Genomic DNA, 26100 nt, shown 5'->3' with positions numbered 1-26100 from the left:
TGGAAACACTCTTGCTATACCTAAAAGCTGGAGGTGAATTAAATGCCAAATATTAAAGGTGCTATCAAACGCGTTAAGCAAAGTACAGCTGCTAACGAGCAAAACTCTCACGTGAAAGCTTCTATGCGTACTGCAATCCGTAAAGCGGATACTGCTATTCTTGCAAAAGAAGAAAACGCACAAGAATTAGTGAAAGATGCTGTGAAAAAAGTGGACACTGCTGCTCGTAAGGGTCTTATCCATAAAAACACTGCTGCTCGTCAAAAATCACGTCTAACTAAAAAAGCTCAATAAAACATGTAAAGACTGCCTCTTCGTGACGGCAGTCTTTTTTGCATTGTTATAAGCCACTCATCAAAAATAATTCGAGTCTTCTTTGACGGTTTCCACTCGTTGTTTTTAATTGTAAATCAATGGTCGCTAAGTCGTTTAATGCTTTCAATAAAATGGGCATTGGCGGCAGTGTGCGCTGCATCATTAATTTTACGCGATACGGATGGATATGCAATGTTGTCGCTATTTGCTGTTGCTGATAGCCTTTTTTCCGCAAATTCACTACATGTATCATCAACCGTACTTGGCTAGCGATTAGTGATGTCAGCATAATCGGTTCTTCGCCATTTCGCATTAAGTCATGGTATACGGCTAACGATTCGGCTATCTTTCCATTGACGAAGGAATCTGTCAGACGGAAAACATCCATTTCGGGTGTACGCGCAACTAATTGTTCAATGATCTCTGCAGTCACCGTTCCTTTATAAGACAAATAAGCTGCAATTTTCTCTACTTCAGTCGAAAGGGTCAGTAAATCTGTTCCTGACATATCCATAAGAAGATTAGCTTCATTTTTTTCAAAGACAATTCCTTTATCTTTTCCATGCTGCATAATCCACGTAGACAAATCCTGCCCTTGCAATGTTTCAGCTTCCACGACGACTGCATGTTTTTTGATCTTTTTCGTAATTCTTTTGCGTGCATCCAGTTTTTCATAAGGTGCGATAAATACGACGGTAGCTGTAGGAGATGGGTTTTCCAACCATTTTTCAAAGTGTTCCAATTGATGGTTCTGCTTATCTTTAGATTGATCTGTCGCTTTTAAGAAGGAGCAGTTTTTTGCGACGATGAGTTTATGTTCGACAAGAAATGGCAATTCATCCGCCACTTCTAACACAGCTTGAATCGGAATCTCTTCCAGGTCGAAACGGTTCACTTCAGCCGATGTCATCCCGGGTATGGCACGAATTAATTTCTTTATAGTTTCATCTAGTAAGTGCTGTTCGGTGCCAGTCAGTAAATAGACAGGTTGCACGTCGCCTTTTTCAATTGTATTCCATATTTTTGTAACCATTTCATTCACCTCAATGTGTTGTTTCTTACGTATAGGTTTGCATAGTGAGTTTTATAAAATCCCAAGCCTGTTGATTATGTAAAGAAAGGACTTGGCATTCGGAAATGAGGTGCTATTGACAAGTAATTGTAGAGGTAGTGTATCGTTTAGAATTCTGCCGAGAGAAACCGGACGCTTTCCTGAGGGGACGCAGCGGACTCACCAATTCTTCGGGGAGAATCTTTGAATTTGTGCTCGTAAGTCAATTTGTGTTCGTTCAGAAATAGAGTATGGTAAGTGACGCTTCCTGGACAGTGTGGATAAAGACATAGATTGCCTGACTGAATGCATATAGAGTCATTGCTCTCTCCGCTCAGTTCATCGAAACAGTCATAGTAGCTAGCAACACTTCACCGCTATCTACCTTCAAAAGCGTACGAATCGTTTCAGACAAGTCTACTTACTTAGTTTTTCACCATATACAAAGAGTGATCAAACTGTCACACACACTAAGTACGGCTTGGAGCTTACAAACGATCGACTCCGGGAGGTTCAGGAAAAGCCGTAGCGAAGGACGGCTTTTGCGAGTGAAGCGCAGCGAGAAGGAGCACATCTTTGCACTTGACAGGTGTAACTCGTAGCGCTTGACGGCCCACCGCGTCCCCTCCGAAAAGCGTATCGTCTGAAAGCGCAAGCCACAAGACCCGCTAAGTCAGCGTCGCTCCATCCAATTGCATAGTCAAATCCGCTTGTAACTGAATGAATGAGGAATTATACAGAATATGATTACTCACAATGTTGATAAAATCATGTAGTTATTATACATGAAAATAGCGAAGTTCTCCATACTAGCTAGAAAAGGAGGTCTTTTTTATGGATGAGCGTAAGGATAAGCGTGTGTTGCCGAAGAAAGAACAGAAGGAAGAGATTTCTATAGAGTTGGCGGAGTTCGGTCATTTGCAGCCGAAGCAAGAGCCTATGACTCCCAATCATCGGGAAACTGCAGAGAAAGATCGGTATTATTGAGCTTTTGTCGTTGCTAGATGCAGGAAGTGATAAGTAACGATTTGACCAGCGTCAAAGTGGCTACAATGAATCGATCACTATCAAAATTTATGAACTTCAAACGCAGCGTGCAGACCAAGCGTTTCTCTGCTCAACGCACCGAGTCTTTGAACAATTTGTGTCATCGTCTATGGAAGAAGCTTTAAACTGCAATTTTTATGGATTTTTCGCTCACTTTCATCTATACTTAGTATGGAATTAGGAGGTGTAGCAATGAATGAATTTGAACATGATGTTCAATCAAAACGTAATGATGCGATTGACTCAGGCATTGGCTTTGGTGTAGCGTTTATCGGTTTTTCTTTAATTTTTGTTGTTGCTACGATCATCGATATCGTTGCCCGCTAATCAATATTGGATAAAATAGACACAACCGTTTTTATAACGGCTGTGTCTATTTGCTTTTCACAGCATTATCTAGAGCTTGAAATCACATAAGCATCTTCGTTTAAACGCAGTTCAATCGTGCCGCTTTCTGCTGTGGAAAGATACGGTATGCCATGAAAATCGAATCGTTCAGTCACTTCGACATGCGGATGTCCATAGCGGCTATTTCTCCCCGCTGATATGATGGCGAGTTCTGGTTTGATTAAGCGTACGAACGGCTCTGTGCTGGATGTTTTACTGCCATGATGGCCTGCTTTTAAAATGACCCGCCCAAAATCTGTGTTCTGATAGCGATTGATTATTCTTCTTTCTCCGTCCATCTCTAAATCTCCGGGGAATATACAACTCACTTTACCGTTTGTCATGATCAGCACTAGCGAACTATCATTCCCTTCATAGCGCCCTTCTTCAGGTGCCACGTACTGGAACTGATACCCTGCCTGAGACCAATGAAGTCCTTCGCCTACTAACGCGAGTGGAATCTTCTGTAGCCTAGCTAATCGTAAGACGTCTTCCATCGACTTCTCTACTTCGCTCCCCGGCGGCATATGAATCTCTTTAACACGTACCTCTTCTAACACTTCATCTGCACCTTCCATATGATCTGCATCTGCATGGGTAATAAGCAAGCGATCGATCGTTGTAATACCTTTCGCTTTTAAATAAGGCACGACAATATTGCGCCCTACTTCAAATGATCGGTCGGGCGTTTTCCAGTTTTTTTCGCCGAAATGAACGACTCCACCTGTATCAATGACGTACACTGCTTTGCGAAACGGAAGTTCAATAATTGTACTATCCCCTTGTCCAACATCCAGATAAGAGACGATTACATCACGGTGCAGTGTAGGCTTATATTCCAAATACACAGCTGGAATGAGTAAACAAATGACGCCTAGACCGATGAACTTCTTTCTTTCTAGACAGACTAAAAAGAGTAAAATACCAATTACAGCAAACACAGCACCCCATCCATCCGGCTGGCCGGGCGTCCACATTTGATAAGGTAACGAAGCTAGCCAGGAAGTCATAGTTCCTATCCACTGACGAATAGGTTCATATATGCTGAAAAGAATAGAGGCGACCGGAGGCATTATATAACTGCATGCTAAGAGTAGTATATTCGCTGGTAAAATAATCACGGAATACAATGGTACATAAAATAAATTAGCGAGGAACGAAGAAATGGATAGTTCGAAAAAATGATAAAGCAACACTGGATAAAGAGCGACTTGCGTAATGACTGTCACTAAAAAAGAGACGTGTAAACTATTTGAGGCATTTCGTAAAATAGCAGAAGAATACAATAATGAAAAAGCAGCCAAATAGGATAATTGAAATCCAGGCTGGAAGACAATATGCGGTTGTGTGAGTATAAATAGCAACGCGCTCATCGCTAACGCATCATCGAGCCGCAAGCGTAAATTACCCGAAACAGCTAACAATAAAATCATTGTCACCGTCACTGCTCGCCAAACGGACGGCGCGCCTCCAGCAATACAAGCATATAGAGGTAGAAAGGATAGTAAACAATACGTTACCCACTCTTTACGAAAACCGATTCGCAGTAATAATGCGCGAATAAAAAATGTCAATAAGCCTACATGCAATCCAGAAATTGCGAATAAATGAGTAATACCAAGCGTGCGGTATTCTGCCTGCAATGCCAAATCCATACTAGAACGATCCCCAATGAGTAGCGCTTCCGCTTCCGTAACAAGCGACTCAGGAAACTGCTGTTGAATATGTCCTTTTATATTAGAGCGATAATGTGATAAGCGTGATCGGATAGTAGTTAACGGCTTATACGCATGGATATCTGTCACCTCTAGAACGCCTGCTGCTCCGTTCATGCGTAAATACCGTTTCATATCAAACGCATAATCATGTGCTGCGGGTTCCAATTCTTTTTGAACCACTTCTGCTGTAAACTGATAGGTTGCTAAGTTGATCGATTGGAATACTTCTTTTTGACGGGATGACTCGAGCGGGTACATCATATAAACTACCGTATCATCAGAAAGCCTTGCAAAGCCTTTAACTTTTCCACCATCAATTTTTACTTGTTCTTGCCAAACGAAAGAAACGTCAGATGAGTCTTCAGGAAGAGTTACTAATTTGCTGGAGAAATAAAAAAAAGAGAGAACGGCAATCGAAGCGCAAAGTACTAAATGAACATAATCTTTGCGTAAAAAGAAAAAAGGTATGAGGAATAACAAGTTGAGTAATAAAAGCGATCCATTGAGCTCAGCCGCAAATGCAGCTATTGTCAGTGGAATCGCTATATACATCCAACGTATTGATCGGATTATTTGCCAAATAAGTGATTCACCCTTTGTGAGAGGGTATCCAGTTCTTCATCAGTCGCACCAAGCGCTTGCATTTTCTTTAACATTTCACTGAATAACGCAAACTTTCCTTCACTAGCGAAGTCTATTGAACGCTCGTCAAATGGTATTTTTTCTGTAATAACACCAGCTTGCGCGAACAGTTCAATTGCATAATCACTATTGCGGTAATCCTCTGCATAAAGAACACGCTCAATTCCCGCCTGTATTAACGCTTTACTGCATGGCAGACATGGAAAATGGGTTACATAAATCGTCGCGCCTGAAACAGGTATGCCATATTTAGCACACTGCAACAACGCATTCATTTCCGAATGTATCGTCCGGACGCAATGATTATCCACTACATAACAGCCATGCTCGATACAGTGATCGCCGCCTGATATCGATCCGTTATAACCTCCAGCAATAATGCGCTGATCACGGACTAAAATAGAACCGACGGACAATCGAGTGCATGTACTACGCATTGCCAAAAGGTGACTTTGCGCCATGAAGAACTGGTCCCAAGTAATTCGCTCCATACGGTCGCCTCCATCAATTAAGAGTAATAAATGATTCTAGTTTTTCAAACGTTTTATCGCCAATTCCTGAAACTTCTTTCAACCCATCCAAGCTTGTAAATCCACCATGCTCTTCCCGATACTGCACGATAGCCTGCGCTTTAGACGGACCTATCCCAGGCAAGTTTTGAAAGTCACTTTCATTGGCTGTATTTATATTCACTTTCGTTGCCGAGCTTTCTGTAGAAGCACTCGCGGCTGCCTGTTCGAACGTGGGCGGCTGTTCACCTGCAACGGGCACGTAGACGACGGCTTCATCGGTTAATCGCTGCGCATGATTCAATAGACGCGTATCTGCTTGTTCTGTGTACCCGCCCGCTTGATCGACAGCGTCTAATAAGCGGTCTCCTTCACGCATTGAATATAGTCCCGGATACTTGACCGCTCCTTTAACGTCTACGAGAATAGCTACGGACACAACTTCAGCGACTTCTTCTACAGGCGCTTCAACTTCTGTTAGTTCTGCTACTGTTTCTGTTGGTTCAAAAAGGGAATGTCCATGTTCTTCGGATAGTGGATCCGCTTGTTCTCGGGGAAAGAACAGAACGATGGATAGTACAGCGATTGCTGCTATAGGAATGAGTAATGTACGCCATTTTTCGGTAATGAATGAATGGATAGTCAACAACCCTTTCTATCAGCACCGTATGGAGTCCTCCTAACTATACCCGATTGCCCCCAAGTTGAAAAGAGTTATTTACGCACTTGAAAGAATATTCTTTCACTTTCTTCTTCTGGTGGTTCGTCTTCCCAATCAGCAAAAATCCGTTCGATCTGAAATCCTGCCTGATCAAGCATGTCGACATAATCAGTAACAGCAAATGAACGTTGCGTATGTATTTCGTCGAATCGTTTATAAGAACCATCTTCTTGACTCACAAAAAAAGCTAGCTCTGAGTAAATCGAATGCTCTTCTTCGCCAGGTTCTGTCTGCCAAATATACGTAATTCTTTGATTATCAAATACGAAAGGGCCTTCTAAAAATATTTCATCCATTTTAAATAGAGAGTGGACATCAAATAATAGCACGCCATTTCTTTCTAACGCATTGTAAACACGGCGAAACGTTTCTTCTACATCCTGTCTGTCCAAAACATAATTTAGCGAATCAATGGAAATAACTGCTACTTCATATGTTCCATCCACTGATAACTGCTGCATCGGCTGATCCTTAAAATCGATAGAGAGCCCGAGTGACTTCGCACGTTTAGCCGCAACTTCCAACATATCAGCAGATAAATCAATAGCTGTCACTTGAGCGCCCTTTTTTGCTAACATCGCAGAAAGCAAGCCCGTTCCACAGCCGATATCCAGCACTTTTTTTCCTGAAATGCCAGCAGACGCCAAATCGAGTAACTCGACATAGGCGTCATACGGTATATCATTCATTAATTCATCGTAAATATGGGCGAATTCTTGATACGAGCTCATTGTTCGCTCGCAACGTCCAACAACGGTGCGTCTCCCCATAATTTCTCCAAATTATAGAAACTGCGTTCGTCTCTATGGAAGACGTGAACGACGACATCAAGCAAATCGACTAGAATCCAACGTCCTGAGTCAAATCCTTCCATACGCTTCACTGTGTATCCCTCTTTAGCCGCTTGATCTGCGACTTCACGTGCGATCGCCTGGACTTGTCGTTCTGAATTTGCGTGACAGATAATAAACTGATCAGCTATCAGGGAAATGCCCTCCATATTCAATACAACGATGTCTTCCGCTTTTTTACTATCTACTGCCTGATAAGCTAATTCTAATAATGTTGGCATATTTCACTGTTCCTTTCTTCTGCGTACGTGTTCATTATAGCAATCAAATGAATTTGGAAAAATAACAGCGTACTGATGAACTAAAAACTTAAACGTATGCTGAATACATTCTGTCATTTGATCTTCGAGTGACTCACCCTCGATGCGCTCACGTAAGTCTGCAACACCTGGAAATTTTCGACCAGGCTCAACTAAATCTGCAATATAAATAACTTTTTCTAAATCGCTCATTCCCGCACGACCTGTCGTATGAAAACGTACCGCTTGTAAAATATCTTCATCTTCTACGCCATATTTTTCTTTCGCTAGCAACGCTCCTACCGGCGCATGCCATAGCTCTGAATGATATTTTGAATAGAGTTCATATTCCTCATCGCGTGACAGCAATTCCAATAATTCATTTTTGTTCATAAACTTGGCATAATCATGAAATAAGCTGGCAATTTCGGCTTTTTCTACGGAAACACCTGCTTTTTCAGCTAACTTCTTCGCTGTTTCTGTCACACGTAATACGTGCTCGTATCGTTCCTTTGGCAATCGTTGCTTTAGGTCATCACGAACTTGTTGAAGATCCATATAATCTCTCCTCTCGAATGTATGCCTCGACAGCTGACGGAAGCAATAATTGAACCGTGCCTCCATTCAAGAAGCGCTGTCGAATCAAAGTGGATGATAAATCAAGCTGTGGTGTTTCTACTAGCTGAACAGGTAATTCAGAACTACTCTTCGCACCTGGACGTCTGACACCGACAAACGTAATGATTTTCAGTAAGTCTTCGATGCGATACCATGACGACAACTGATCAATCATATCACCGCCTATTATAAAATGAAATTCAACATCCGGTTCTTCCTCTACTAATTGAGACATCGTATCAAATGTATAAGAAACACCGCCACGTTCAATTTCAAAAGCCGAAGCACGTAATCCTTCCAAATCATCAACAGCTAATTTCACCATCTGTAAACGCTGTGCAGCCGTCGCATCTCCAGCGGTTGACTTATGCGGAGGAATCGCAGCTGGCATTAGCCACACTTCGTCCAAAGCACATGCATAGCGCACTTCATTGGCAATCAGTAAATGTCCGGTATGCGGTGGATTGAATGTACCACCCAAGATGCCGATTCGTTTCATCTGATTCTCCTTACGGTAATTGAATGCGTTTCTTTTCTGTAGATTCTCTGTAAAGGACAATGACATTGCCAATTACTTGAACTACTTCAATTTGTTTATGTGCACCAATTTTTTCAGCGATTTCTTTTTTATCTTCTTCACAATTTTGAAGGACACTTACTTTTAATAATTCGCGTGCTTCCAGCGCTTCGTCAATTTGTGCTAAGATCGCATCAGTCAATCCGCTCTTTCCAATTTGGAAGATTGGGTCTAAATGATGCGCTTCACTACGTAAAAAACTTTTTTGTTTACTTGTTAACATGTTTACCCTCCCACTTTCATTGTAATCGTCTGAATCATCTTTTTTGTATTTGGATAGACATTTGTCCATTTCTCGAATGCAAGCGCTCCTTGATGGACGAACATTCCTACGCCATTCATCGTTTTTGCACCGGCTAGTCTAGCTTCACGTAAAAACTCTGTTTCCAATGGGTTATAGATGATATCCGCGACTACCGCATCTTTGCTGACCCCTTTAGGATGTAATGGCATGCCAGACTGAGCAAAGTTCATACCAACGGATGTAGTTTGTACGACTAGACCAAACTCCCCCATTTTCTGTTGTGCTTGTTCAACAGACAGAACATGCGCATTTTCCATTTCAGAAGCAAGTTCCGCAGCTTTGGACGTTGTACGATTAGTGAAATATAATGGACCATAGCCAGCCGATTGTAGTGCGTGCGCTATACCTCTCGCTGCACCGCCTGCACCAATTAATAGAACAGAATTATTTTCACTCTCACCCGCAAATTCTTGCAATGATTTTACGAATCCTCTGCCGTCCGTATTCGTGCCCACCAGTTTTCCATCGGCCGTTCGATACACCGTATTAACTGCATTCATATGCGCAGCCGCTTCATCTACCTCGTCTAAAAATGGAATAATAGCTTGCTTATGCGGCACCGTTACATTCCATCCACTACAGCCAAGCGTTCGCAAACTTTGTATTGCTTGTCCGAGATTTTCCGGAGTGACAAGAATCGGTATATAACTCGCATTCCATTCATTTTCAAGAAACCATTGATCATGCATAGTAGGTGACATCGATTGTGCAATCGGATCGCCTAACACAGCATACCACTTTTTCATCTCAATTCCCCTCCTGCAGTCAATTAAATGAGTGAAGGTCTAATCATAACATTTACACCTTTAGGAGCGTGTACTGCCACTTTAACATTAGCATGTTGGATCGTAATCCAACCTAATCCAGATATGACCAGGTCTGTTTTCGCTTGCTTAATAGAAAACTCATGACGAACGAGTGGCGGTAACTTTGCAAGCGATGCCGTACTAGGTGGCGACAGCATTTCACCTACATGCTTCTCATATAAGTCATCCGCATTTTCCAGCTTCGTCCTGTGAAGTGTTAAACCGTTCGCTACATAAAAGTTGAATGAAGAACGATCTCCTTGTATAAAGTCAAAACGTGCCAGACCAGCGATAAATATCGTCTGCTCTGCATTCAGCTGATAGACTTTCGGCTTCAATTCTTTTTTCGGTGTGATGACTTTCAAATCCTGTGCATCTAAATCATGCGCGATTTGATGATCATTAATAATTCCTGGTGTATCGATTAATGATTTCCCATCATCCAATGGAATCTCCACTACATCTAACGTCGTGCCAGGAAAATAAGAAGTCGTAATAATATCTTCCATTCCTGTTGCGTTTTTAATAATACGGTTAATAAATGTGGATTTCCCAACATTTGTACAGCCGACTACGTAGACATCTTTGCCTTTTCGATACGTTTCAATAGCGTCGAGTGCTTCGCTCATGCCTGCACCCTTTACTGCTGAGACAAGGAGTACATCGATTGGCTTTAACCCAAGTTTTGCGGCTTCTGCCTTCATCCAGTTCTTCACACGTTGCGGATTAATCGCTTTCGGCAGAATATCCGATTTATTACCGATTAATAATATATCTTTATTTCCTACAAAGCGGTGTAATCCATTGATCCAGCTGCCATTAAAGTCGAAAATATCGACCACTTTCACAATCAGTCCTTGCTTTTCACCAATTCCATTTAGAATCGCTAAAAAATCGTCTCCTGATAAGGACACTGGCTGTAATTCATTATAGTTACGCAATTTAAAGCATCGTTGACAGATAACATCTTCTTTTTCCAAAGATGCGGGTGGCGCGTAGCCTTCCGCTGTTTTGTCTGTCGTTTGGATCGTTATACCGCACCCGATACACTTGATTAATTCCAAATTTAGTCCTCCCACGTAAGTAATCCTTTTCTTTTAAATCGCGCCATAATTCTACGTTCGATCGCACGATTGAATTTTGTAATCGGCGCATCTGAACTGGCTACAGGAACGACTAATATCACTTGCATTCCTGCACGGTTCGCTCCCAACACATCTGTCAATAACTGATCACCAATCATCACTACTTGTTCTTTCGGCAAACCTAATGTAGCTACAGCCTGATGAAATGATCTCGTCATTGGTTTCCTCGCTTCACAAATATAAGGAATACCTAACGGATCACAAAAGTGACGGACGCGTTCTATATTATTATTAGAAACAACCGCAACTTGCAAACCTGCAACGCGCATCGATTCAAACCAGGCCATAATATCTTCCGTAGCATCAGCGCGATCCCATTCAACGAGTGTATTATCTAAATCCGTAATAATGCCTTTGATGCCATTTTCAACAAGTGTTTCAGGTTTAATAAGCAACACTGATTTAACATATGCACTCGGCAAAAATTGTTTTAACACAATATCCTCTCCGCCCTACAACAAATTCTTGTCTGATTATAACATAGTTGCGGTTTATGCACGCACAACTATGACTAATTTCGTTGCTTTTCTTCTAAAGTGCTAGATACGTTGTTATTTGCATAAGGTAATATACCAATAAACGGAGGTGGTTACATGAGCGGGTTTTTCATGGCCCTCATGCAATTATGGTTAGAAATCCCCGCGTTAATCGGTTACATCAGGGGGCAAGCATTCCTTCGTCCGCTATCCAAAGCTGAGGAAGCGGAATGCCTGAGACGATTAGCGGAAGGTGATGAAAGTGCACGCGATGAACTTATTGAACATAATATGCGGTTGGTTGCACACATCGTCAAAAAGTTCCAGCCCAAACATGAGTTGTTGGATGACTATATTTCAATCGGTGCGATCGGATTGATGAAAGCCATCAACAGTTTTACGCCTGATCGTAAGACAAAGCTTGCGACATACGCTGCTCGCTGTATCGAAAATGAAATCCTTATGTATTTACGCACGCAGAAAAAAGTTCAAAAAGATGTATCCCTCTACGAACCTATCGGCCTGGATAAAGACGGCCAATCATTGGAAATTGCAGACCTACTCCAAACTGACGATATCCCACCCCAACAAACCGTTGAAGAAAACGAACAAAAAGAACGGCTGTATAAACATTTAAGTAAACTGGATTCACGCGAACTTGAAATTATTCAACGACGGTATGGTTTATTAGATGATCAGCCGATGACGCAAAAAGAGATTGCCGAGCAGTTGAATATTTCAAGAAGTTATGTTTCTCGTATTGAAAAACGTGCGATTGTCAAATTATATCAGTCTTTCAGACATGAGTATCAGTAGTTTTCTTTGTGAATGTTTACATTACTTGAAAAGGTGCAAAGAACGCCCCTGTTCGGTAAGACTTCCAACGCCTGTCGAGCCTATACGGCGTTTTCGCTTTTGGTGTCATCTAGCTGCTAACGCCAGGCTCTCGGGTCGTTTCAGACGGACCAAAAAGGCAAAATGCGCCTTTGTGGTACGTCTTCCAACGCCTGTCGAGCCTATACGGCGTTTTCGCTTTTGGTGTCATCTAGCTGCTAACGCCAGGCTCTCGGGTCGTTTCAGACGGACCAAAAAGGCAAAATGCGCCTTTGTGGTACGTCTTCCAACGCCTGTCGAGCCTATACGGCGTTTTCGCTTTTGGTGTCATCTAGCTGCTAACGCCAGGCTCTCGGGTCGTTTCAGACGGACCAAAAAGGCAAAATGCGCCTTTGTGGTACGTCTTCCAACGCCTGTCGAGCCTATACGGCGTTTTCGCTTTTGGTGTCATCTAGCTGCTAACGCCAGGCTCTCGGGTCGTTTCAGACGTACCAAAAAGGCAAAATGCGCCTTTGTGGTACGTCTTCCAACGCCTGTCGAGCCTATACGGCGTTTTCGCTTTTGGATGTAAAAAGCGTTTCCGATTGGTTTGCGAAGGGGTGGCCCTTGGCTATCGGAAACGCTTTATTTTGGTTGTTAGTCTGCTTTGACCTCACGTAAAATTACTGCCGCCAATACAGCTGTTACTACAAATATCCCACCCATTAGGAATCCCATTGGTTGTCCCTCCTCTCAACGAAACGATCTATTACGTTGTCTACTTATTAATTTTACCATAGAACCGTTAAAGTTTCGAGATGACTCGCAAAACAATCTGTGACGAGTGTTTGGCAGCGAGTGGTAAAAATTCGTCGAAGCTGACTGTTGATTCTTTTCCAGCGATGTCTGATAGCGCGCGAATGACTACGCACTTCGTTTGGAATTGATAGCAAACTTGCGCGACGGCAGCAGCTTCCATTTCTACAGCGATCACTCGAGGAAACCTCTTTTTTACCCGCATGACGTTTTCTGGATCTGACATGAATGTATCTGCGGAGGCAATGCTTCCGACTGCGTGCTCGTATGTATCAAGTTCTACTACGGCTTCTCTTGCTAAATTGATTAAATTGGGATCTGAAGGGAAACTTGCAGGCAGTTGCGGTACTTGCCCTAATTCATAACCGAACGCTGTAACGTCCACGTCATGATGTAGGACATAATCTGAAATCACGACTGTCCCTACTTCTAGATCAGGATGTGTGCCGCCCGCTGAACCTGTGTTTAACACTACATCAGGCTTATAGTTTTGTAGTAAAATAGTCGTCGCCATGGCAGCGTTTACTTTACCGATCCCGCTTTTTGTCACGATGACCTGATGCTTACCGACTTTCCCTTCGATGAATTCACAATTGGCAATAGTTGTGATTTTTCCTAATCCGATTTCTCTACGCAGTATTTCAACTTCTTCTTCCATAGCGCCTACGATAGCGATTTTCATACAGTTCCTCTCCTTCAATCATTCATTGTAGCACTGTAACTTTTAAGATCCGGGTAAGTGTAGTGCACTTTTGCATTTCACTCACCCGGATCTTTTGTTGACTCATAGTTACTTCAATACATCCATTTTCACTGGTTTCCAGCCTTGTCCATCGATCCATTCAAGATATACTTTATATTTTTTAGAGTTATCATGAGTAGTGACAATTCCCTCTGCTTTTTGAGGACTTCCACCATTTTGAATACGTAAATAGATTAAATCTTTTTCTGATTGACCTGTCGCATACGAAATGGCTTTTTTCTTCTCATGCCAGTCTGCTGACGTACCATCATATTTAGATTCATGTTGTCCTGTCTGCTTTGTGCCTACAGGCTTCCAATTTGGATCCACTACAGATTTTTTCACCGGATCTTTCGCTGCCGGTTTTGGTTCCGGTTTTGGTTTTGGTTCTGGTTTTGGTTCTGGTTTTGGTTCTGGTTTTGGTTCTGGTTTCGGTTCCGGCTTAGGTTGTGGCTCTACTACAGGCTCTGGCTCCGGTTGCACTTCTTCTACTACAGGTTCTTCTTCAGGTAGGACCGGCTCTACAGCTGTTTCTTCATTCGTTTGTTCAGTGCTTTGACTTTCTGACGAAGCTAAATCTTCTGAAGCGTCATCCTCTTCGACGAAGATTGGTTCAATCGGTGCTTGCTCTGCTCGCTCGGATTCAACCTGCTTATTTTCTTTTGCTTCTTCTTTATCATCACCCAGAACAAATGTAATTCCGACAACAGCAATCAGCAGAACAACTACACCAATCAAAATATTTAACGTTTTGTTGACGCTTGTTGCCTTGTTCCCCTTTTTACGTGAAGTCCTAGATAAATTAGGATCTCGATCCGCCATGTTGACATCTCCTTTTATACAAATCTAGTACACTTGTCCAAATAGACGTATCTGTACATAAACATAAAGCAATACCGCCTTCTGCCTATGAGAAGACGGTACCTTGTCATTTTATCTCGAGTACTTCAACTGACATTTCACCGCCGGGAGTTTGAATCTTCACTCGATCCCCTTTTTTACGTCCGATTAACGCTTTCGCAATCGGTGAATCGTTGGAAATCAACCCTTCTACCGGATTCGCTTCAGCGGAACCTACAATCGTATATGTCTCTTCTTCACCATTTGGCAGTTCTTTAAATGTTACCGTCTTACCCAACTGTACTTCATCAGTATTCAGTTCGTCTTCTGTAATGATCACCGCATTGCGGATCATAGATTCTAAAGAGGATATCTTCCCCTCTACAAATGCTTGATCTTCCTTCGCAGAATCATACTCGGAGTTTTCCGAAAGGTCGCCATAGCTTCTCGCAACTTTAATACGTTCTACTACTTCTTTACGTTTAACCGTTTTCAAATATTCTAGTTCATCTTCTAATTTTTGCTTTCCCGCTACCGTCATTGGGAATTTCTTTTCTGAAACCATTTACCAACACTCCTCAATTTCTGTTCATGAAAAATATTATGCTACTCTACTATCAACTATGTGACATAATCGAACTTTTTTGTGAATTAAGTTAAAATTATGTCATCATCATATTACACTTCTTCAGTAGACGCAAGAATTGTTTTTATTTTCGTTACCATTAAGTCAATAGCGACTGCATTCTCGCCGCCTTCTGGAATAATTATATTAGCATATTTTTTCGTTGGCTCGATAAACTGATTATGCATAGGGCGCACAACGGATAAATATTGATCGATTACAGAATCCACCGTTCGTCCACGATCATTAATATCTCGTAAAATTCTACGGATAATTCGAATATCCGAATCCGTATCGACGAATAATTTAATATCCATTAAGTCGCGCAACCGTTCATCTTCCAGCACGAGAATGCCTTCTAAAATAATGACGTCTTGCGATTCAATGATTTCCGTTTCTTCAGAGCGCGTATGAATCGTATAATCATAAGTCGGCTTTTGAATGGACTGCCTGTTAAGCAACTGATGAATGTGTTCAATCAATAAATCCGTATCGAAAGCTAATGGATGATCATAATTTGTTTGCAGTCTTTCTTCCAACGATTTTTCCGACTGATCCTTATAATAATCGTCTTGCTCAATCACAACAACGGAGTGACCTTGGAATACTTCATGAATTTTCTTAGTGACACTAGTCTTACCGGAGCCCGAGCCGCCTGTAATACCGATCACGACTGGTTTATTCTTCACAGGGATTCCCCTTTACTGCTTTTTAATAGTTATTTTTTTACTGCAATCAAAATTCCATCACCCATTGGTACGAGCGATGTCTCATACTGCTCATGCTGCATAGCCCAAGTCGTGAATGTTTTCAAATTCCGAATCATCGTACGATTCCGTTTTGGAAGCTCTTCATCAGACAACAGCACCATACCATGCATAAACATATTGTCGCAATAAATTACACCTGTTTTATTGACGAACGGACTATATTTTTCGAAGAATTTCATGTACTGTCCTTTTGCCGCATCGATAAACAACGCATCGAATAGCTGCTCGTGCAGTTGAATATCATCGAAATCTAAAGCATCCGCATGAATGATATGAATCCGATCAACTAGCCCACTTCGCTCAATATACTCCACAGCTTTTTCATAACGCTCTGTATCACGTTCAATGGTGTAAATAACCGCTTGCGGGAAAGCTTGCGCTAAACGAATGCCTGAATAGCCAATCGCACTGCCAATTTCAAGGATTCGCTTAGGCTGCTGTACTTGAAGCAAACCAATTAATGTTTGTAAGCCCGCATCATCCATAATCGGTACCCGATGCTCACTAGCATACTGTTCCATCTCTAGCACGAGCGGATCCTTCTCTTTAGAAAAGCCGTTAATATAGGCAGTGTAATCACTCATGCAGACTTCCCCTTTACTCTTTTCATGTCATTTATTTTGACTATCAATATACTTCGCTTTATTTTTTAAATGTTCTTCATATGTTTTAGCGAAATGATTTTTCCCATCTTTATCCGCTAAGAAAAATAAATAGTTAGTTGAAGACGGCTCGACGACCGCTTGTATAGAAGCTACTCCAGTATTTGCGATAGGCCCTGGTGGTAGTCCTTTATTTTGGTACGTATTATAAGCATTTTCTACTTTCAAGTCTTCATTTAACACTCGGTCTTTATGTTCGCCCAGTGCGTATAAAACAGTTGGGTCTGTTTGTAAAGGCATCCCCTGTGCTAAACGATTATTAAAGACACTTGCAATAGTTTCACGATCCGATTTGCCCGTTGCTTCTTTCTCAAGCAATGAAGCAAATGTTAATAGCCAGTGTGCGGACTTTTCTTTCTCTGTCCAATAGCCTTGATAAGGAATCAAATTTTGTACAGTTGCATCCACCATTACATCGACAACTTCCTTCACCGACGGCTCTTCTTCATAGAAAGGATACGTCGCCGGGAATAAATAGCCTTCCAAAGAATAGCGGATATTGTCTGCTAAAATTTCCTTCGTAATAATTTCAGGATATTTTGTCATATAAGCTTGAATCGTTTCTTCATTAGTTACATAATCCATGAATTGCTTTTCAGTGATCGTTGTTTTCTCACTCGTTTTTTCAGCAATTTGATCAAGCGTTAAACCTTCAGGTATAGTTAATGTGAAAGCAGGTGTTCTGTAGACAACCCCGGTCTTTAAGCTTTTAATCAATTCATCGGGTGTCATCGATTGTGTTAAACCGTACGTTCCGGCTTGGAAATCAGCTTCATTATTTACTTTTGCATAATACTTAAAGATTCGTGCGTCTTTAATAACTTCTTTCTTCTCAAGAATTTCGGATATACTATCTAATCCGGAGCCAATGGGAATTTCCACTTCGATTATTTTCTCCGAATCCGGATCCATCGGTTCAAGTGCACCTTTTATGTATGAATAAATTGAGAAGCCGCCGATTAACGCTACTAATAATAAGATGGTGACGATCCAAAATACGATTTTACGAACAGTTTTCACTTCTTTTTTTTGTTCTAGCATACGTTCAAACATGACCTCTTTTTTTCTTTGGGGCTTTTTTTCCATACCCCTCACCTCTTTTTCTGCGACTGCTAAATTGTGTTAAAAAAGACGGAACGGTACGAACCATTCCGTCTGTCGCATGTTTTACTCTTCTTCTTCTTCAAGGAACGTGTTTAGTACTTCTTCAATCATGTCCCATTCTTCATCTGACTCGATTTCAAGCAATGAACCGCCATCTTGTCCTTCTTCTGTCGGAATGAAAGCAGAAGCGTGGATTTCAACGTCTTCATCATCATCTACTTTTTCACCGTCTAAAATATGATACAGCACATACGATCTTTCATATTCTTTCGAATCAAATGTTAAGATTACTTCGCATACATGCTCATCGCCATTCTCGTCTACAATCGTCATTGTTTCTTGTCCGTGTTCCATTCCAATCACTCCTACATTTTTTTTGAGTCTAAAAAGCCTTGCAAAATCATACTAGCTGCCATTTTATCGATTACGGTTTTGCGTTTTTTACGGCTTACATCTGCTTCGATTAATACGCGCTCGGCAGCCATTGTCGTCAGGCGCTCATCCCAAAGAACCACAGGAAGATCAAACTTCTTACGCAATTTTTCAGCGTATCGTTCCGAAGCTTGTCCTCTTGGGCCCACTGAGTTATTCATATTCTTAGGATAACCGACGACAAATTCATTCACTTCATATTCCTTCGTTAGTTCTGCGATTCTTTCTAGACCAAACAATCCTGCCGCTTCATCTATTTTAATCGTTTCGATACCTTGTGCAGTCCAGCCGAAACTATCGCTAATTGCAACGCCGACTGTTTTAGAGCCGACGTCCAACCCCATAATTCTCATTCTGTTTTGCCTCTATTCTCACGGATGTAGAACTTTACTAATTCTTCAAGAATTTCATCGCGTTCTAATTTTCGTATTTGATTGCGAGCATCTTCATGACGTGGAATATAAGCTGGATCTCCGGATAGTAAATAGCCGACAATCTGGTTGATCGGGTTATAGCCTTTTTCTTCCAATGATTTGTATACATGGAGCATTACTGCTTTGACTTCTTCCTCCATCGACTCTTCAGGAAAGTTGAATTTCATCGTTTCATCTGATGAATTCATACTCGACACCCCGCTTTCCGTTTTCCGTTATGTGTACATCTATTACATTGTCTAACGCTTCTAGCGCATAGATGATTTAGTTAAACAGATTTTACATAATCATACACGGATTGAAGCGCATCATCAAGTTTTGACGCGTCTTTTGCTCCGGCCATTGCCATGTCCGGTCTACCGCCACCTTTACCGCCACACTGTGACGCGACGTAACTAACAATTTTACCTGCATGGTAGTTACTTCCGTTTAAATCGTTCGTCACTCCTGCAGCCAACATTACTTTACCGTCAGTGACTGTTCCTAAAACAATAATACCTTTAGCTGTTTTTTGTTTCAGTTCATCAATCAGTTGACGCAACCCATTATTATCTTTCACTTCCACGTTTGCCGCGATAACTGTGACGTCTTCTACTTGTCGTGCAGAAGCCATAACATCCGCCAATTGGCTGTTACCCATCTTCGCTTGCAACGATTCGTTCTCACGCTGAAGTTCCTTATAATCAGACAGAATAGCTTCCACTTTTGCAATGACTGTTTTCGGTGTAGCTTTCGCTGTGGTAGCTACTTTTTCAATAACTGATTGATCTTCTTTGAATGAACGGAATGCCTGTCCACCAGTGAATGCTTCAATTCTGCGTGTTCCGGCTCCAATCCCGCCTTCGGAAACGATTTTAAGAAGATTGATATCAGCTGTATTATGGACGTGACAGCCTCCACAAAGTTCGATGGAGTAGTCGCCTACTGTTACTACACGCACAATATCCCCATACTTTTCACCAAATAATGCCATAGCACCCATTTCTTTCGCTTCTGCGATTGGCGCTAACGTAGTTTCAACAGGTATACTTGCCCAAATCTGTTCATTCACTTGATATTCAATGCGTTCTAGCTCTTCTTTAGTCACTTGACCGAAGTGGGAGAAGTCAAAACGCAGACGATCTGGACCTACGTATGAACCTGCCTGATTAACATGTTCACCCAACACATCTTTTAACGCTCGGTGCAATAAATGAGTAGCTGTGTGGTTTTTGACAGTTAGACTGCGTGAATGCTCATCGACTGCCGCTTTCACTGTAGCACCTTCACTAACCTCACCTGAACTAATGAATACAGTATGCAGGTTTTGACCGTTTGGCGCTTTTTGAACATCTGACACTTCCGCAATAAATGTTTCATTCGTCAATGTTCCTTTGTCTGCAATCTGTCCACCACTTTCTGCGTAAAAAGGTGTGTGATCAAGGATGACTTGAACGGTTTGACCTTCCGCAGCACTGGCAATGCGCTGACCATCTTGTATTAATACCTTTATGACTGCATCTGTTTCCAACTGTCCGTAGCCGATAAATTCACTCGGTTCATGAATTTCACCTAGAACACCTGACTGCACATGCATAGAATCAGAAACCGCACGTGCTGCGCGTGCGCGTTCACGTTGGGTAGCCATTTCTTCATCAAACCCGATGCGGTCTACAGCGACATTCTCTTCTAGCGCAAATTCCTCTGTTAATTCAAATGGGAATCCAAAAGTGTCGTATAACTTGAATGCGTCGCTGCCTGATACAATAGGTAAGTCAGAAGCTTTTGCTTTTTCAAGAATCGTGGAAAGAATCGCCATTCCGTCATGTAATGTTTCATGGAAACGATCTTCCTCGTTTTTCACAACTTTCATAATAAATGCTTGCTTGTCATGTACTTCAGGGTAGAAGTCTTTCATAATATCTCCTACGATCGGTACTAGCATGTACATGAACGGCTTATCAATGCCCAGCTGTTTTGCAAAACGTACAGCTCGTCTTAGAAGTCGGCGCAATACATAGCCGCGTCCTTCATTGGACGGTAGTGCTCCATCACCGATCGCGAATGCAACGGTACGAATATGGTCGACGATCACTTTGAAAGCAGTGTCTGCTTCCGTAGTTTCCCCATATTTTCTGCCTGAAACATTTTCCACCGCTTCGATAATCGGCATAAATAGATCGGTATCAAAGTTCGTTGGCACATCTTGAATAACTGATGCCATGCGTTCTAGACCCATCCCTGTATCAATATTTTTCTTAGGAAGCGGTGTATACGTATGATCGGGATTATGATTGAATTCAGAAAACACTAAGTTCCAAATTTCTAAATAACGATCATTTTCTCCGCCTGGATATAATTCCGGGTCTGAGAAATCATCGCCGTAGCTTGGACCGCGATCATAGAAGATTTCAGAGTTCGGACCGCTTGGACCTTCTCCGATATCCCAGAAGTTTCCTTCCAACCGAATGATGCGCTCTGCAGGTATACCGATACGGCCTCTCCAAATAGCATACGCTTCTTCATCTTCCGGATGAATCGTGACGGATAATAATTCCGGATCAAAGCCGATCCATTTTTCGTTCGTCAGAAAATCCCACGCTCGAACGATCGCTTCTTCTTTAAAGTAGTCACCAATGGAAAAGTTGCCAAGCATTTCAAAGAATGTATGGTGACGCGCTGTATAGCCTACGTTTTCAATATCATTTGTACGAATCGACTTTTGTGCATTGGCGATTCGTGGATTATCAGGAATTACTCGTCCATCGAAATATTTCTTCAATGTCGCGACGCCACTGTTAATCCATAACAAAGATGCATCATCAACTGGCACTAATGCCGCTGATGGTTCTACAGTATGTCCATGTTCTTTGAAATAGTCTAAAAATAGTTGGCGAATTTCAGATGCCGTTAGTTTTTTCATCGTCTGTTCCTCCTAAAATTAAAAAAACTCCACCCCTTATGTAAAGGGGCGAAGGTTCATTGATCGCGGTACCACCCTAATTACCGCATATGCGGTATCTCGAGTTGCCTTAACGCGGCAAGGACGGCAGGGATTAGTTGCACTTAGGAATAGCGTTCCTCTCGTTTCTTATGTGAGCTTTTTCAGCCTGGAAGCTCATTTCTTTACACAGAATTCAAGAGTACTCGTTCCATCAACGTTTTCGTTATTTCTAAACGAATTATAGGAAAGTTCTAGTACTTTGTCAATTAGTCTCGCCCAGAAAGTCGAAAGGTGTCGTATTTGCCATGCCGACCATCGGATCAATCATAGCGAAATTACTCATCGTCAATTTTGCGGGACCTGTTTCTACAGTCGGTTCAAGTGTTTGCGATGGTTCAGAAACCGATGTTTGAGGTTCCTCTACAGTCTCGACAGTCGTTTCGAGTACATCCAACGTTCCTGAAATCCGTTGCTGCAACGTCGTTTGGCGTTCTGTTTCATCCGTGCGTTCAATTCCCGCTTTAAATTCCTCTGCTTCCCCGCAAAGGATTAAGAAGTTTTTCGCCCGGGTGATTCCGGTATATAATAAATTACGACGAAGCATTTTCCGCTGGCTTCTTACGATCGGCATTACTACGATCGGAAATTCACTTCCTTGAGATTTATGAATGGAACAGCAATAAGCAAGTGTAATCTGGTTCAAATCACCACGTTCATATTGCACTTCATTGCCATCATATGAGACGACGAGTAATGCTTTTTTATCTACTGTTTCTTTCGCTAAAATAATCGCAATGACTTCACCCATATCCCCATTGAAGACATTGCTCTCCGGCTGATTGACTAGTTGCAACACTTTGTCGCCGATTCGATAAGTCACTTCACCGAATGTCATTTCTTTTCTTCCGGGAGCGGGTGGATTCGTTATTTCCTGAATCATTTTATTCAACCCGTCGATGCCTGCAGGTCCTTTGTACATCGGCGCCAATACTTGAATATCTTTGATGGAATGACCTTTTGAAGTAGCATTTTCAATAATTTGTTTGACAGCCGGTAGGATTTGTTCTCCAGATGCTCGAATAAATGAACGGTCTGATGTCTTTTTTGTGACATCTACCGACCACGTCTTCTGTTTGATCATATGTGCCATTTCTATAATGGTTGATCCTTCACTTTGCCGGAAAATGTCCGTCAGTTCAACGACAGGAATTTTTCCTGATTGCATGAAATCGTGTAATACTTGACCGGGTCCTACAGAAGGCAGTTGATCTTGGTCTCCTACAAATAAAATTTGCGCATCATCACGTACAGATTTTAACAACTGATGCATGAGCCACGTGTCAACCATGGATGTTTCATCGATAATAATTAAATTTCCTTCTACTTCACGCTCTGTTTCTTCCTCTTCCTGCCCTGTGAACCCTAAAAGGCGATGGATCGTCATAGCAGGCAGACCGGTAGCTTCTGACATCCGCTTGGCGGCACGACCCGTCGGTGCAGCTAAAATAATCGGGAACGGTTCTTTTTTACGTGCATATTCTTCCAAGTCCAGCGATACACCGTGCAGTTCAGCATAGACTTCCACTAATCCGCGGATAACTGTCGTTTTACCCGTTCCCGGTCCTCCGGTCAACACGAGCATGGACGAATGGAGCGCACGTTCAATCGCCTCGACTTGAGATTGTGCATACTCCACTTCCAAACGCTCTTCAATTTCGCCAATCGCTTTTCGAATTTCGGATGTAGGGAATTGCGAATCCACTTCATGTGCAAGTATTTTGTTTACTTTAGCGGCAATACCAATTTCTGAAAAGTAAAGCGATGGTAAATATAAACGTTGCATCTCAGCGGACAAAGCGCCTTCTTCCACCAATTCGATGACTGCTTGAGAGATGGAGTCGAAGGAAATTTTATGTGGCTGGCTCGATTCAAGTAATTGTTTAGCTTGCGGTAAAATACCTTCCGCTTGTAAATAAACATGTCCTGAAGATTGTACTTCACTATGTACACTATAATAGACGGCGGCTTTAATACGCGCGGGGTGATCGCCTACTAGCCCTAACTGCTGCGCTAGATCATCCGCCCGTTGAAAACCGATCCCTTCAATTTCCTGAATGAGGCGGTACGGGTTTTCTGTTAAAATCGTAATCGAATCATCTTGATATGCTTGATAAATACGCATCGCAATTTGCGGTCCAAATCCCCATTCATTCAGTTGAACCATCGTACGTTCTAGTCCGAGATTTTCTTGCAATACGGAGACGAGTGTGTCTTTTCGTTCTTCGGACAGGCGTGGGATGACATCTAATACAGACCGGTCTTCCAATATTTTTTGAATGACATGATTGCCGAGAGTTTTCACAATATCACTCGCTGTCTTTTTGCCTATACCCGGAAATAAATCACCCGATAAATAGTGGATGAGCCCAGCTTCAGTAGCCGGCAACTCTTTGGCAAACGTCTGTACATCAAATTGTTGACCATGCACCGGATGGTTGACTAGGCGTCCCGTAAATTTATACTCTTCTTCAGCTAACAACGGAGGAAAGGATCCTTTGATGACAATCTCTCGTTCTTTATACTCTGTATTGGTAGACGTAACTTTTAATTTAACAATCGAAAAAAGATTCGTCGGATTATGAAAAATCGTCACGACCGCCCGACCAATGAGGTAAGGTTGTGCTTCATTCATCTTGGAGCCCTCCTTTCCATTACTCGCTTTGCTCGCTGCCGAGTACAATCATGTCATACAAATAACGAGCCTGTGTATGTTCTGGTTCAATCGTAAAAGCTTGTTCCAAATGAGACAATGCACGATTTTGGTCTTCTGTAGAAACTGCGTATAATACCCCTAAATTGTAATGGGCATCTGCATGCTCTGGTTGTGCTTGTAAAATCGCTTCAAAAATCGGCTGCGCTTCTTTGAATAATTCCAGTTTTGCTAATAATATGCCATACGACAAAGCGATTTCGTGGTCTTCTTCACTTAGCTCCACAGCGCGTTGCATATACGGCAGTGCTAGACGGTCAGCGCCGGCCTGTTCAAAACTTTTCCCGAGCATGAAATAAACGTCAGCAGATTCCAATCCGGTTTGCAAAGCTTTTTCATAAAGTTTTGCCGCTTCTTCAAAACGTTCTTGGTTATAGTAGAGATTTGCTAAACCGTAAAATGCAGTGCCTGCTTTCTCATCCAAAGTTAATGCTTTTTGGAAGAACGGCTCTGCCTGCTCCGCATCTCCGAGTGATGCAAATATATTACCGATATTAATATAGCCGGTAGCTTCATTCGGATTTTCTTCTACAGCTTTCATAAATAACTCAATCGCTTTTTCATAATTCCCTTTTTGCATTTCGGAAATTGCGTCATTATGAATTGACATATTGTCGCCCCCTCATCCTACGTAAGTCAATTTCTTGCCATCTTTAAACACTTCGTCAATCGTGCCGCCACCTAGACATTCTTCTCCGTCATATAATACAACCGCTTGTCCTGGCGTAACTGCACGAACCGGCTCATCAAATGTCACGACTGCTTGGTCTCCGTTCAATTGTACCGTTACATGAGTATCCGGCTGGCGGTAGCGGAATTTCGCTGTGCATTTGAATGATTCAGGTAATTTTTTTGTTGTACAAATATTCATTTCTGTTGCATGTAAGCTAGTAGAAAATAACGCATCGTGATAAAAACCTTGCTCTACTAGTAGTACATTACGCTCTAAATCTTTCCCTACAGCAAACCAAGGTTCACCTGCTCCGCCGATACCGAGTCCGTGCCGTTGTCCGATCGTGTGATACATGAGTCCGTCATGCGTACCCATTACTTTACCATCCATCGTCTGCATTTCACCCGGACGTGCGGGTAAATATTCACTTAGAAATTCTTTAAAATTCCGCTCTCCAATAAAACATATTCCGGTAGAATCCTTTTTCTTGGCTGTGGCCAGACCCGCAGCTTCTGCAATTTCTCGAACACTGGTTTTTTCTAAATGCCCTAAAGGGAACATTACTTGTTGCAATTGCGCTTGCGTCAACTGATTTAAGAAATACGTTTGGTCTTTATTCGTATCTACACCACGAAGCATGGCGACGCCGTCTTTGCGCTCCACCACTTGTGCATAATGACCAGTAGCCAAATAGTCGGCACCTAAATTTTTCGCGTGCTCCAAAAATGCTTTGAATTTAATTTCTTTATTGCACATGACATCCGGATTCGGGGTACGTCCTGCTTTATATTCATCTAAAAAATACGTAAATACTTTATCCCAATATTGCTTCTCGAAGTTTACCGAATAATACGGAATGCCGATTTGATCACAGACACTGCGGACATCTTCAAAATCTTCTGTCGCGGTGCAATGACCTGATTCGTCTGTATCATCCCAGTTTTTCATAAAGATTCCAATTACTTCATATCCTTGCTGTTTTAAAAGTAATGCCGCAACCGAAGAGTCCACTCCGCCAGACATCCCAATGACCACACGCGTATTTGCGGGTGCTTTTTTTGTTGTCATGTTCAGTTCATCCTTTACTTAT

At 42.1% G+C, this 26100-nt stretch carries 29 protein-coding genes; 4 read left to right on the top strand and 25 right to left on the bottom strand.

Going from position 1 to position 26100, the window contains the following annotated elements; translation table 11 throughout:
* The first annotated feature begins 42 nt into the window (after positions 1–42).
* Positions 43–294 carry a 30S ribosomal protein S20 gene (gene rpsT, locus DV702_RS03955; protein WP_114923574.1) on the top strand — a complete coding sequence of 84 codons (252 nt, stop codon included), beginning with the start codon at positions 43–45 and terminating at the stop codon, positions 292–294.
* Positions 295–340: 46 nt separating this feature from the next.
* On the opposite strand, the gene holA is transcribed toward rpsT, so the two are convergent.
* The gene (gene holA, locus DV702_RS03950; protein WP_114923573.1) at positions 341–1348 is read right to left on the bottom strand and encodes a DNA polymerase III subunit delta; all 1008 of its coding nucleotides are present in this window, start codon (positions 1346–1348) and stop codon (positions 341–343) included.
* Between the two features lie 852 nt (positions 1349–2200).
* On the opposite strand from holA, the gene DV702_RS16755 reads away from it, so the two are divergent.
* Both DV702_RS16755 and DV702_RS03945 read left to right on the top strand, forming a co-directional pair.
* Positions 2201–2353, top strand: coding sequence for a hypothetical protein (locus tag DV702_RS16755; protein ID WP_162805706.1), 153 nt, complete (start codon positions 2201–2203; stop codon positions 2351–2353).
* Between the two features lie 252 nt (positions 2354–2605).
* Positions 2606–2740: a YqzM family protein gene (locus DV702_RS03945; protein WP_205407217.1), complete on the top strand. Its 135-nt coding sequence runs from the start codon at positions 2606–2608 to the stop codon at positions 2738–2740.
* Positions 2741–2805: 65 nt separating this feature from the next.
* On the opposite strand, the gene DV702_RS03940 is transcribed toward DV702_RS03945, so the two are convergent.
* The 11 genes from DV702_RS03940 to DV702_RS03890 all read right to left on the bottom strand — a co-directional run bounded on the left by DV702_RS03940 (position 2806) and on the right by DV702_RS03890 (position 11367).
* Positions 2806–5070, bottom strand: coding sequence for a DNA internalization-related competence protein ComEC/Rec2 (locus tag DV702_RS03940; RefSeq protein ID WP_114923571.1), 2265 nt, complete (start codon positions 5068–5070; stop codon positions 2806–2808).
* 17 nt (positions 5071–5087) lie between these two features.
* The gene (locus DV702_RS03935) at positions 5088–5651 is read right to left on the bottom strand and encodes a ComE operon protein 2 (protein ID WP_114923570.1); all 564 of its coding nucleotides are present in this window, start codon (positions 5649–5651) and stop codon (positions 5088–5090) included.
* Positions 5652–5664: 13 nt separating this feature from the next.
* Positions 5665–6315, bottom strand: a complete 651-nt coding sequence (locus tag DV702_RS03930) for a helix-hairpin-helix domain-containing protein (RefSeq protein ID WP_240315677.1) — start codon at positions 6313–6315, stop codon at positions 5665–5667.
* A 68-nt stretch (positions 6316–6383) separates the two neighbouring features.
* Positions 6384–7121, bottom strand: a complete 738-nt coding sequence (locus DV702_RS03925; RefSeq protein ID WP_114923569.1) for a class I SAM-dependent DNA methyltransferase — start codon at positions 7119–7121, stop codon at positions 6384–6386.
* Positions 7118–7462 (bottom strand): ribosome silencing factor, encoded by a 345-nt coding sequence (gene rsfS / locus DV702_RS03920; RefSeq protein WP_114923568.1) that lies wholly within the window; start codon positions 7460–7462, stop codon positions 7118–7120. The genes DV702_RS03925 and rsfS overlap by 4 nt, the downstream gene beginning before the upstream one ends.
* A 3-nt stretch (positions 7463–7465) precedes the next feature.
* Positions 7466–8038 (bottom strand): bis(5'-nucleosyl)-tetraphosphatase (symmetrical) YqeK, encoded by a 573-nt coding sequence (gene yqeK, locus DV702_RS03915; protein ID WP_162805705.1) that lies wholly within the window; start codon positions 8036–8038, stop codon positions 7466–7468.
* A complete protein-coding gene (locus DV702_RS03910) occupies positions 8016–8597 on the bottom strand; it encodes a nicotinate-nucleotide adenylyltransferase (protein ID WP_114923566.1) in 582 nt (193 codons plus the stop codon). The genes yqeK and DV702_RS03910 overlap by 23 nt, the downstream gene beginning before the upstream one ends.
* Positions 8598–8607: 10 nt before the next feature.
* The gene (gene yhbY / locus DV702_RS03905; protein ID WP_114923565.1) at positions 8608–8898 is read right to left on the bottom strand and encodes a ribosome assembly RNA-binding protein YhbY; all 291 of its coding nucleotides are present in this window, start codon (positions 8896–8898) and stop codon (positions 8608–8610) included.
* A gap of 2 nt (positions 8899–8900) precedes the next feature.
* A complete protein-coding gene (gene aroE, locus DV702_RS03900) occupies positions 8901–9725 on the bottom strand; it encodes a shikimate dehydrogenase (protein WP_114923564.1) in 825 nt (274 codons plus the stop codon).
* 23 nt (positions 9726–9748) lie between these two features.
* Entirely contained in the window at positions 9749–10849 is a 1101-nt protein-coding gene (gene yqeH / locus DV702_RS03895; protein WP_205407216.1) for a ribosome biogenesis GTPase YqeH, read from the bottom strand.
* A gap of 2 nt (positions 10850–10851) precedes the next feature.
* The gene (locus DV702_RS03890) at positions 10852–11367 is read right to left on the bottom strand and encodes a YqeG family HAD IIIA-type phosphatase (protein WP_114923562.1); all 516 of its coding nucleotides are present in this window, start codon (positions 11365–11367) and stop codon (positions 10852–10854) included.
* 156 nt (positions 11368–11523) lie between these two features.
* On the opposite strand from DV702_RS03890, the gene sigK reads away from it, so the two are divergent.
* Positions 11524–12222: an RNA polymerase sporulation sigma factor SigK gene (gene sigK, locus DV702_RS03885; RefSeq protein WP_114923561.1), complete on the top strand. Its 699-nt coding sequence runs from the start codon at positions 11524–11526 to the stop codon at positions 12220–12222.
* Between the two features lie 802 nt (positions 12223–13024).
* On the opposite strand, the gene mtnN is transcribed toward sigK, so the two are convergent.
* From mtnN to mnmA, 13 genes are all read right to left on the bottom strand, one after another.
* Positions 13025–13717: a 5'-methylthioadenosine/S-adenosylhomocysteine nucleosidase gene (gene mtnN, locus DV702_RS03880; RefSeq protein ID WP_114923560.1), complete on the bottom strand. Its 693-nt coding sequence runs from the start codon at positions 13715–13717 to the stop codon at positions 13025–13027.
* A 108-nt stretch (positions 13718–13825) separates the two neighbouring features.
* Positions 13826–14599, bottom strand: coding sequence for a YrrS family protein (locus DV702_RS03875; protein ID WP_114923559.1), 774 nt, complete (start codon positions 14597–14599; stop codon positions 13826–13828).
* Positions 14600–14705: 106 nt separating this feature from the next.
* On the bottom strand, positions 14706–15182 hold the full coding sequence (gene greA / locus DV702_RS03870) for a transcription elongation factor GreA (protein ID WP_114923558.1): 477 nt from the start codon (positions 15180–15182) through the stop codon (positions 14706–14708).
* 113 nt (positions 15183–15295) lie between these two features.
* Entirely contained in the window at positions 15296–15931 is a 636-nt protein-coding gene (udk, locus tag DV702_RS03865; RefSeq protein WP_114923557.1) for a uridine kinase, read from the bottom strand.
* A gap of 29 nt (positions 15932–15960) precedes the next feature.
* The gene (locus DV702_RS03860) at positions 15961–16596 is read right to left on the bottom strand and encodes an O-methyltransferase (RefSeq protein ID WP_114923556.1); all 636 of its coding nucleotides are present in this window, start codon (positions 16594–16596) and stop codon (positions 15961–15963) included.
* Between the two features lie 27 nt (positions 16597–16623).
* The gene (mltG, locus tag DV702_RS03855; RefSeq protein ID WP_114923555.1) at positions 16624–17760 is read right to left on the bottom strand and encodes an endolytic transglycosylase MltG; all 1137 of its coding nucleotides are present in this window, start codon (positions 17758–17760) and stop codon (positions 16624–16626) included.
* Between the two features lie 81 nt (positions 17761–17841).
* On the bottom strand, positions 17842–18132 hold the full coding sequence (locus tag DV702_RS03850) for a DUF1292 domain-containing protein (protein WP_114923554.1): 291 nt from the start codon (positions 18130–18132) through the stop codon (positions 17842–17844).
* Between the two features lie 11 nt (positions 18133–18143).
* Complete coding sequence (gene ruvX, locus DV702_RS03845) at positions 18144–18563, bottom strand: Holliday junction resolvase RuvX (RefSeq protein WP_114923553.1); 420 nt, start codon at positions 18561–18563, stop codon at positions 18144–18146.
* Positions 18560–18832, bottom strand: coding sequence for an IreB family regulatory phosphoprotein (locus DV702_RS03840; RefSeq protein ID WP_099687408.1), 273 nt, complete (start codon positions 18830–18832; stop codon positions 18560–18562). Before DV702_RS03840 ends, ruvX begins: the two co-directional genes overlap by 4 nt.
* An 80-nt stretch (positions 18833–18912) precedes the next feature.
* Positions 18913–21546, bottom strand: a complete 2634-nt coding sequence (alaS, locus tag DV702_RS03835) for an alanine--tRNA ligase (protein WP_114923552.1) — start codon at positions 21544–21546, stop codon at positions 18913–18915.
* 283 nt (positions 21547–21829) lie between these two features.
* Positions 21830–24259 carry an SF1B family DNA helicase RecD2 gene (locus DV702_RS03830; RefSeq protein ID WP_114923551.1) on the bottom strand — a complete coding sequence of 810 codons (2430 nt, stop codon included), beginning with the start codon at positions 24257–24259 and terminating at the stop codon, positions 21830–21832.
* Between the two features lie 19 nt (positions 24260–24278).
* Positions 24279–24947: a tetratricopeptide repeat protein gene (locus DV702_RS03825; protein ID WP_114923550.1), complete on the bottom strand. Its 669-nt coding sequence runs from the start codon at positions 24945–24947 to the stop codon at positions 24279–24281.
* Between the two features lie 12 nt (positions 24948–24959).
* The gene (gene mnmA, locus DV702_RS03820; RefSeq protein WP_114923549.1) at positions 24960–26078 is read right to left on the bottom strand and encodes a tRNA 2-thiouridine(34) synthase MnmA; all 1119 of its coding nucleotides are present in this window, start codon (positions 26076–26078) and stop codon (positions 24960–24962) included.
* Between the last annotated feature and the right edge of the window lie 22 nt (positions 26079–26100).

The sequence above is a fragment of the Sporosarcina sp. PTS2304 genome (assembly GCF_003351785.1).
Lineage (GTDB): Bacteria > Bacillota > Bacilli > Bacillales_A > Planococcaceae > Sporosarcina.
This window is presented reverse-complemented; position numbering and strand designations above follow the sequence as displayed.

What these genes read in the sequence shown, in the direction of transcription:
- rpsT (WP_114923574.1), top strand. Translation starts at nt 43, where the DNA reads ATGCCAAATATTAAAGGTGCTATCAAACGCGTTAAGCAAAGTACAGCT.
- holA (WP_114923573.1), bottom strand. Translation starts at nt 1,348, where the DNA reads ATGGTTACAAAAATATGGAATACAATTGAAAAAGGCGACGTGCAACCT.
- DV702_RS16755 (WP_162805706.1), top strand. Translation starts at nt 2,201, where the DNA reads ATGGATGAGCGTAAGGATAAGCGTGTGTTGCCGAAGAAAGAACAGAAG.
- DV702_RS03945 (WP_205407217.1), top strand. Translation starts at nt 2,606, where the DNA reads ATGAATGAATTTGAACATGATGTTCAATCAAAACGTAATGATGCGATT.
- DV702_RS03940 (WP_114923571.1), bottom strand. Translation starts at nt 5,070, where the DNA reads ATGTATATAGCGATTCCACTGACAATAGCTGCATTTGCGGCTGAGCTC.
- DV702_RS03935 (WP_114923570.1), bottom strand. Translation starts at nt 5,651, where the DNA reads ATGGAGCGAATTACTTGGGACCAGTTCTTCATGGCGCAAAGTCACCTT.
- DV702_RS03925 (WP_114923569.1), bottom strand. Translation starts at nt 7,121, where the DNA reads ATGAGCTCGTATCAAGAATTCGCCCATATTTACGATGAATTAATGAAT.
- rsfS (WP_114923568.1), bottom strand. Translation starts at nt 7,462, where the DNA reads ATGCCAACATTATTAGAATTAGCTTATCAGGCAGTAGATAGTAAAAAA.
- yqeK (WP_162805705.1), bottom strand. Translation starts at nt 8,038, where the DNA reads ATGGATCTTCAACAAGTTCGTGATGACCTAAAGCAACGATTGCCAAAG.
- DV702_RS03910 (WP_114923566.1), bottom strand. Translation starts at nt 8,597, where the DNA reads ATGAAACGAATCGGCATCTTGGGTGGTACATTCAATCCACCGCATACC.
- yhbY (WP_114923565.1), bottom strand. Translation starts at nt 8,898, where the DNA reads ATGTTAACAAGTAAACAAAAAAGTTTTTTACGTAGTGAAGCGCATCAT.
- aroE (WP_114923564.1), bottom strand. Translation starts at nt 9,725, where the DNA reads ATGAAAAAGTGGTATGCTGTGTTAGGCGATCCGATTGCACAATCGATG.
- sigK (WP_114923561.1), top strand. Translation starts at nt 11,524, where the DNA reads ATGAGCGGGTTTTTCATGGCCCTCATGCAATTATGGTTAGAAATCCCC.
- mtnN (WP_114923560.1), bottom strand. Translation starts at nt 13,717, where the DNA reads ATGAAAATCGCTATCGTAGGCGCTATGGAAGAAGAAGTTGAAATACTG.
- DV702_RS03875 (WP_114923559.1), bottom strand. Translation starts at nt 14,599, where the DNA reads ATGGCGGATCGAGATCCTAATTTATCTAGGACTTCACGTAAAAAGGGG.
- greA (WP_114923558.1), bottom strand. Translation starts at nt 15,182, where the DNA reads ATGGTTTCAGAAAAGAAATTCCCAATGACGGTAGCGGGAAAGCAAAAA.
- DV702_RS03860 (WP_114923556.1), bottom strand. Translation starts at nt 16,596, where the DNA reads ATGAGTGATTACACTGCCTATATTAACGGCTTTTCTAAAGAGAAGGAT.
- mltG (WP_114923555.1), bottom strand. Translation starts at nt 17,760, where the DNA reads ATGGAAAAAAAGCCCCAAAGAAAAAAAGAGGTCATGTTTGAACGTATG.
- DV702_RS03850 (WP_114923554.1), bottom strand. Translation starts at nt 18,132, where the DNA reads ATGGAACACGGACAAGAAACAATGACGATTGTAGACGAGAATGGCGAT.
- ruvX (WP_114923553.1), bottom strand. Translation starts at nt 18,563, where the DNA reads ATGAGAATTATGGGGTTGGACGTCGGCTCTAAAACAGTCGGCGTTGCA.
- DV702_RS03840 (WP_099687408.1), bottom strand. Translation starts at nt 18,832, where the DNA reads ATGAATTCATCAGATGAAACGATGAAATTCAACTTTCCTGAAGAGTCG.
- alaS (WP_114923552.1), bottom strand. Translation starts at nt 21,546, where the DNA reads ATGAAAAAACTAACGGCATCTGAAATTCGCCAACTATTTTTAGACTAT.
- DV702_RS03830 (WP_114923551.1), bottom strand. Translation starts at nt 24,259, where the DNA reads ATGAATGAAGCACAACCTTACCTCATTGGTCGGGCGGTCGTGACGATT.
- DV702_RS03825 (WP_114923550.1), bottom strand. Translation starts at nt 24,947, where the DNA reads ATGTCAATTCATAATGACGCAATTTCCGAAATGCAAAAAGGGAATTAT.
- mnmA (WP_114923549.1), bottom strand. Translation starts at nt 26,078, where the DNA reads ATGACAACAAAAAAAGCACCCGCAAATACGCGTGTGGTCATTGGGATG.